Below are 6880 nucleotides of genomic sequence, written 5' to 3'. Positions count from 1 at the left end.
GCCGACCAGGCCGCCAAGTCCGCCAAGGACGCCCAGGCCTCCGCCGACCAGGCGGCCGCCTCCGCCCACACCGCCGCCAAGGCCGCCGCCTCCGCCGACCAGGCCGCGAGCGACGCGGCCACCTCGGCCGTCGACGCCGCCGGTTCCGCGCAGTGGGCCCAGGCATCCGCCACTGCCGCCTACACGGCCGGAGCGCAGGCCCGCGCCTCCGAAATCGCGGCCGGCAAGGACTCCAAGGCCGCCGACCAAGCCTTCAAGGACGCCTTCAAGACGGCCGTGCAGAAGGAGGAAGCCGAACGCAAGGCCGCCGAGAAGGACACCGGGGCCCAGGCCGAAGCACGCTACCGGTGCGGCATGCTCGGCTGCGACGCCGTGGAACGCCCGGCGCGCTACTGCCAGCACAACGAGGTGCTGTGCGACCTCGCCTCCATGGGCCCCGGCGCCGAGGTCGCCGCCGAAGAGCTGTGGACCGTGGAGAAGGACCTCCTCGGCCTCGGACAACTGGAGGACTGCAAGGGCGGCGACGTCATCGCCTGCGCCCAACTCGCGGAAGACGTCACTCTCAGGTCCAAGTTCAAGCTCCTCGAACGAGGGCTGGAAGCGCTTCAGGACCTGCACCGCCTCCGCTACATGAAGGGGTGCACCCAGTGCTTCCCGGCAGGCACCGAAGTCCTCATGGCCAACGCCGGCACCCAGGACATCGAAACCATCCACCCGGGTGACGCCGTCCTGGCCACCGACCCGGTCACCGGCCTCACCGCACCACGCAAGGTCAGCCGTCTCATCATCACCGACGGCGACAAGCACTTCGACGAACTCACCCTCGCCACCCCCGACGGCCTCCGGAAACTCACCGCCACCTACGAACACCCCTTCTGGAGCCCCTCAGCACACCAGTGGGTCAAGGCCCACGACCTCACCCCCGGCACCACCCTCCTCAGCACCGGTGGCACCACTGTCCGCGTCCAGGCCAACCGCGCCTTCGACCAGCACACCCGCACCTACAACCTGACCGTCGACGAACTCCACACCTACTATGTGTTGGCGGGCAGTACTCCGGTCCTGGTTCACAATTCCGGGTGTTTCGACCTGGACAATCTGACGATTAACGACTCCCACATCGCTAATGGCCATACGCCCGAAGGGATGTTCTCGAGCGACACGTCCAAGACGGAATGGCTTCCGGAGACCACGCCGGCGTCGCGCGCAGCAATTATCAAGGATGTTCTGACGCGCGGGAAGGTCGTGACGAATACGCAGAATCGAGATGGCATCGTCATGGAGTTCACCTACGAGGAACCCATTGGGTTTGACCGATCAAGGAGCAGGAGTCCGCTATACACGATGCGCGTGTACTACGACCCTGCCCTAAATTACGTCCGCAATGCCTTCCCGGTGAGGTGACGCAGGTGCGAATCTCATTCACGCCGAGCGAAGACTACGGCGCGCATGGTCGAGAGCATGTGCAGGGCGACAGCCTGGGGGCGGTGTCCAGGGCTGACCTGAGGTGGTACTACTTCCTGGGGTCTGTCCAGGTGTCGCAATCCGGGATCGAGATCGGGCCTCCATGGGGATGGATTCCGCTATTCGATGTCATGTACTCCGTACGGCAGGTAATGATCTTTGCCGAGGGGGGTGATGCGCTCGGGAAGATAGACTTCACAGAGAACGACGAGTCTATTGATTTCGAGCTCGGCAAAGATATGCTCCACGTGGCACCTAGCTACTTGAACTCAGAAATCACCTGCACTGTGACTGAATTTGTCACGGCTGGCGCGGAGTTTATCCGTGCAGAGCTGCGGCGGGTGGCGTCTGAATATCCCTCGCTCATCGATAACGCCCACGTGCAGGAGCTGGCCAGATCAGTCGCTCTGGAGCTTCCTGGATAGAGGCGCGCTCCGGATATAACAAGGACGCCAGTCGCGGGCCGAAGGCGACGACGTGCGAGGCTGTGCCGCCGCGTTGCCGTCAGCGTTGCCGTCAAGAACAGCCCCGACGCCTCCGGCTGGCTCCGTCGCCGTACGAAGTCGCAGGTAGACCGCATGAAGTCGCATCACATCGCCCGCCGGCGCCCGTAATACGCCCACACGTACTCCGTCCTCGCCGGGAACACTCCGGTGCTGGTGCACAACAGTGCCTGCGGTGTCACGCGCCGGAGAAGCCGGATATTGCGCTCTCCTTTCGCGATGTCTACTTCTGCTCGGTCTAACGGCCTCCGGGTCCTGGTGCTCCACCACTGGATCGGGTGACGGCAGAACTGGTGGAGCCGAGTGATGCGCCTTGGCCCGAGGGACTGGCTCTTGAACTGATCCGTTCGTCGTCGTTACCGCCATTGATCTGGTTCCACGCGGAGAGGCCAGTTCACATCAGTGTGCCTGCGGCGATCGCCAGCGCATCGCTTGGGGTCATGTATACCGACCGAAACTGCAGGACAACGGCAACTTCGCCAGGGTCGGCAACGCCCCAGACATCATGGGAACAAATGTACCGAGGTAGAGCATCCAGGACTGGTCAAGGTCGGCGAAGAGGTGAAGTGGTGCCACTGAGCATTCTGGTACGCACCTATACAGGTGAGGTCTTGGCGACGTCGGTGCATCCCGCCATCGGCGCGGTGTGTGAGTCCGCGCGGAAACGTGGCCTGGTGATGCTGGGCTGCGTGGACAAGTATGACGACACGGTGTTCAACAGAGCCCAGGTATCGCACCTGCGCGAAGAACTGGTTCAGCTGAAGGCGACAGATAGGAGAGGCGATACCGATGACGCTGACCTTCATGGATTCCTACACCCTGTGGCGCAGCCTGCCATTTCCGTCGGGCGGCTCACACAAGGGCCTGAAAATGACGTACGCCGATCTGGCAGAAGCTGACGAATACGTCACAACCGTCACCAGGTTCGTGGAACGCGGCATCTTCAAACCGGTGCCGGTCGACGTACCGGCGATGCTCGAAGAGTTGATGCAGCGAATCGATCGGCTCGGTGAAACGGCGTCGGACGGCGACCAGGCCGTGGCCCGCTCGCAACACGCTTACGCGGCCCTGCTCGATCTCGTTTACCGGCAGTTCCTTGAGGCGGGAGCTCCGCATGAATAGCCGGAATCGCCTCCCTCGGTACCGGCCGAATCGAGTCGCAGCCCTGAGGCAGGGCCGGCCTTCCCAGGGCCCGTCGGATCTTCTCCGGCGGGCCCCGCTGAGTGGATTTCAGGCGCGATTCCTACGGCAGCACCCTGCACAACGCCTCCAGCGCCCCCGCCCACGCGCTGTCCGGCGGTGTCGCATAGCCCACGACCAGCGCGTCCAACGGCTCGGCGACAGCCTCCTCGTGGCGGTAGCCGGCGAGGCCGTGCAGTGCCAGGCCCTGCCAGGTCGCGGCCTGGATCACCGGCTGTTCCAGGCCGGCCGGCAACCGCAGCACCGCGTGCAGGCCGGCGGCGATGCCGGTGACCGTCACCTCGGGGGCCCGGGCGGAGACGGCGGCGGCGAGGGCGTCGCGGCGGCGCCGGTAGCGCAGGCGGGAGGAGCGGACATGGCGGTCGTACGCGCCGGAGGTGATGAACTCGGCGAGGGTGAGCTGGTCCAGCGCGCTCACGGTGTCGATGCGCCCCTTGGCCGTGAGCGCCTCCTCCACCAGGGACGGGGGCAGCACCATCCAGCCCAGCCGCAGTCCGGGGGCGAGGGACTTGCTCGCGGTCCCGAGGTAGACCACGTGGTCGGGGTCGAGGCCCTGGAGCGCGCCGACGGGCTGGCGGTCGTAGCGGAACTCGCCGTCGTAGTCGTCCTCCAGGACGAGCCCGCCGGTGCGCCGTGCCCAGTCCACGACGGCCGCCCGCCGGTCGGGGTGCAGGGGCGTGCCCATGGGGAACTGGTGGGCGGGGGTGAGCAGGACGGCCCCTTCTGCGGTCGACGGGTGCGGGTCGGTGCCGAGTTCGTCGTAGGGCAGCGCAGGCGTGGCCAGCCCCGTGGCCCGCAGCAGCTCCCAGGCGGGCGGGAGCCCGTACGACTCCACCGCCACCGTCCGCGCGCCGCGCGTCCGCAGCACCGTGCCGAGGATGCGCAGGGCGTGCGAGAAGCCCGCGGTGATCACGACGGTCTCCGGGTCGGCGCGGACGCCCCGCGCGCGGGCGAGGTAGCCGGCCAGCGCGGTGCGCAGTTCGGGCCGGCCGCGCGGGTGGCCGTAGCCGAGGACGTGGTACGGGGCGATGGCGAGGCCGCGGCGGGCGGCCTTGAGCCACTCGGTGCGCGGGAAGGCGGCGAGGTCCGGGCTGCCGGGGAGGAGGCTGTAGGCGGGGCGGTCGGGTTCGCGGCGGCGGGGTGGCGTGACCGTACGGGACGGCCGGGCCGCGGCGGTCCGGTCCGCCACCCGTGTGCCCGAACCCTGCCGGGCGGTGAGCCAGCCCTCCGCCACCAGGTCGGCGTAGGTCTCGGCGACGGTGTTGCGGGCGATGCCGAGGTCGGCGGCGAGGGAGCGGGAGGAGGGCAGCCGGGTGCCGGGGGCGAGGCGGCCGGTGCGGACGGCCTCGCGCAGGGCGTCGGTGAGGCCTCGGCGCAGCCCGCCGGAGCCGGCCGGTTCGAGGTGCAGGTCGACGCCCAGAGTGGCCCAAGGTTTCGCCATAGGAATGGACCATACTCCTGGGCTGCCTCGCTCATAGGGTCGAGGGCATGAGCGCAGAGACCAGCACTGAGAAGACCGTCGAGTGCGCCCCCGAGCACACTCCGCGCATGCGCTGGACCGAGCACGCCCCCGAGGTCTACAAGGCGATGATCCGGCTCGACGCGGCGGCCCGGCAGGGCCTGGACCCCGCGGTGTACGAGCTGGTGAAGATCCGTGCCTCGCAGCTCAACCACTGCGCGTTCTGCCTGGACATGCACACCAAGGACGCGCTGGCGGCCGGCGAGAGCGTCCAGCGGATCGTGCAGCTCAGCGCGTGGGAGGAGTCGCGGCACTTCTACACGGAGAAGGAGCTGGCGGCGATCGAGCTGACCGAGGCGATCACCGTGCTGACGGACGGTTTCGTGCCGGACGAGGTGTACGAGAAGGCCGCCAAGCACTTCGAGGAGGCCGAGCTGGCCCGGCTGATCGCCGCGATCACGGTGATCAACGCCTGGAACCGGTTCGGTGTGACCACCCGGATGACCCCGGGCCACTACGAGCCCGGACAGCACAAGTGAGCCAGAGCGAGCGCGAGCGGGCCGCGGAGCGCAAGGTGGACGTGTTCCGCGCGCTGCATCTCAAGCGCCCTCAGGGTGACCCGCTGGTCCTGCCCGGCCCCTGGGACGCGGCCAGCGCACGCGGCTTCGCGGAGGCCGGGTTCCCGGCGCTGGCCACGCCGAGCGCCGGGGTGGCCGCCTCGCTCGGATACGCGGACGGCGCCACCCCGGCCGACGAGATGTTCGCCGCGGTCGCCCGGATCGCGCGGGCGGTGGACGTGCCGGTGTCGGCGGACATCGAGGGCGGGTACGGGCTCGCGCCCAAGGAGATCGTGGAGCGGCTGCTGGAGGCGGGCGCCGTCGGCTGCAATCTTGAGGACTCGAACGGGGGTGTCCTCAAGGACCCGCACGAGCATGCCGATTTCCTCGCCGAGGTCCGCTCGGCCGCCGCCGACCGACTGTTCGTCAACGCCCGGGTCGACGTCTTCGTCTGCGGCGACGGCGATCCCGAGCGGGCCATCGAGCGGGCCGCGCTGTACGTGGCGGCGGCCGCGGACTGCATCTACCCGATCCTCGCCCCCGCCGGCGTACTGCCCCTGCTGCGCGCCGGCATCCAGGGCCCGCTGAACGCCCTGGCCCGGCTGGACGCGGACGGCCCCTCGCCCGCCGCACTCGGCGAACTCGGGGCCACCCGCATCACGTTCGGACCGGGGCTCCAGCGGCGGGCCATGACCGGCGTCCGGGAGATCGCCAACGGCCTCAAGGGGTGAGGACGTTCAGGACAGCCACCGCTTCCAGACGTCGGGGTGGCTGTCCACCCACCTCTTCGCCGCGTCCTGAGGCGAGAGCTTCTGGTCGGCGATCATCAGGGAGACCTGGTTCTGGTCCTCGGTCGTCCAGCTGAACTTCCTCAGGAAGGCCGCCGCCTTGCCGCCGGACTTGGCGAAGCCGGCGTTGAGGTACTTCTGCAGCGGGGTGTGCGGGTAGGCGCAGGCGACCTTCGCCGCGTCCGCGTCGCAGCCCTCCTTGTAGGGCGGCAGCTTCACCTCCGTCATGGGGACCTTCTTGAACAGCCACTGGGGGGCGTACCAGTAGGTCAGGAAGGGCTTGTGCTGCTTGGCGAACTGTTTCATCTGGGTGATCTGGGCGGCCTCGGAGCCGGCGAAGACGACCTGGTAGTTCAGCTTCAGGTTGCTCACCAGGGCCTTGTCGTTGGTGACGTACGACGGGGAGCCGTCCATCAGCTGGCCCTTGCCGCCGCTCTCCGCGGTGCGGAAGAGGGAGGCGTACTTGTTGAGGTTCTTCCAGTCGGTGATGTCCGGGTGCTGCTTGGCCAGGTAGGTGGGGACGTACCAGCCGATGTGGCCGGTCACGCCGAGGCCGCCGCCCCGCGCGATGGTCTTCTTGTCCTCGACGTACCGCTTCTCCTGGTCCGGGTGGCCCCAGTCCTCCAGGATGGCGTCGACCCGGCCCTGGCTGAGCGCGTCCCAGGCGGGCACCTCGTCGACCTGCACGGTGTCGACGCGATAGCCGAGCTCGTGCTCCAGGAGGTACTGGGCCACGGCCACGTTGGACTGCGCGCCCACCCAGGACTGCACGGACAGGGTGACGGTCCTCGAGCCCCGGGCGTTGGCGAACGGGCTGGCCTGCTTGGTCATGTCGGCGGCGCCGCAGCCGGTCACCGTCAGCAACAGCAACAGCAGCGAGCCCACCGCGAGTGTCGTACGTGCGCGCAT

The 6880-nt window shown here is 68.4% G+C and carries 7 protein-coding genes; 5 read left to right on the top strand and 2 right to left on the bottom strand.

Annotation, left to right across the window (positions count from 1 at the left end):
* The 3 genes from ACZ5NH_RS24915 to ACZ5NH_RS24905 all read left to right on the top strand — a co-directional run.
* A partial coding sequence (locus ACZ5NH_RS24915; RefSeq protein ID WP_468778171.1) for a polymorphic toxin-type HINT domain-containing protein occupies positions 1-1404 on the top strand: 1404 nt, incomplete at its 5' end.
* Positions 1405-1409: 5 nt separating this feature from the next.
* Positions 1410-1889, top strand: a complete 480-nt coding sequence (locus tag ACZ5NH_RS24910; protein WP_388619872.1) for a hypothetical protein — start codon at positions 1410-1412, stop codon at positions 1887-1889.
* Between the two features lie 867 nt (positions 1890-2756).
* Positions 2757-3089, top strand: coding sequence for a hypothetical protein (locus ACZ5NH_RS24905; protein ID WP_468778169.1), 333 nt, complete (start codon positions 2757-2759; stop codon positions 3087-3089).
* A 121-nt stretch (positions 3090-3210) separates the two neighbouring features.
* On the opposite strand, the gene pdxR is transcribed toward ACZ5NH_RS24905, so the two are convergent.
* Positions 3211-4608, bottom strand: a complete 1398-nt coding sequence (gene pdxR, locus ACZ5NH_RS24900) for a MocR-like pyridoxine biosynthesis transcription factor PdxR (protein WP_468778167.1) — start codon at positions 4606-4608, stop codon at positions 3211-3213.
* A gap of 47 nt (positions 4609-4655) precedes the next feature.
* Between pdxR and ACZ5NH_RS24895 the strand changes: the two genes are divergently transcribed.
* Complete coding sequence (locus ACZ5NH_RS24895; RefSeq protein WP_468778165.1) at positions 4656-5165, top strand: carboxymuconolactone decarboxylase family protein; 510 nt, start codon at positions 4656-4658, stop codon at positions 5163-5165.
* Complete coding sequence (locus ACZ5NH_RS24890; RefSeq protein ID WP_468778164.1) at positions 5162-5914, top strand: isocitrate lyase/PEP mutase family protein; 753 nt, start codon at positions 5162-5164, stop codon at positions 5912-5914. The genes ACZ5NH_RS24895 and ACZ5NH_RS24890 overlap by 4 nt, the downstream gene beginning before the upstream one ends.
* A gap of 6 nt (positions 5915-5920) precedes the next feature.
* Here the strand turns inward: ACZ5NH_RS24890 and ACZ5NH_RS24885 are convergent, their stop codons facing one another.
* The gene (locus tag ACZ5NH_RS24885) at positions 5921-6880 is read right to left on the bottom strand and encodes an ABC transporter substrate-binding protein (RefSeq protein WP_468778162.1); all 960 of its coding nucleotides are present in this window, start codon (positions 6878-6880) and stop codon (positions 5921-5923) included.

It is taken from the genome of Streptomyces sp. NPDC031426 (assembly GCF_055581585.1).
Note: the sequence above shows the minus strand (reverse complement) of the source record. Positions and strands in the feature narration are given on the sequence as shown.

Bases quoted from the DNA above. Each gene is read 5' to 3' on its own strand.
- ACZ5NH_RS24905 (WP_468778169.1), top strand. From the start codon at position 2,757: ATGACGCTGACCTTCATGGATTCCTACACCCTGTGGCGCAGCCTGCCA.
- pdxR (WP_468778167.1), bottom strand. From the start codon at position 4,608: ATGGCGAAACCTTGGGCCACTCTGGGCGTCGACCTGCACCTCGAACCG.
- ACZ5NH_RS24895 (WP_468778165.1), top strand. From the start codon at position 4,656: ATGAGCGCAGAGACCAGCACTGAGAAGACCGTCGAGTGCGCCCCCGAG.
- ACZ5NH_RS24885 (WP_468778162.1), bottom strand. From the start codon at position 6,880: ATGCGCGCACGTACGACACTCGCGGTGGGCTCGCTGCTGTTGCTGTTG.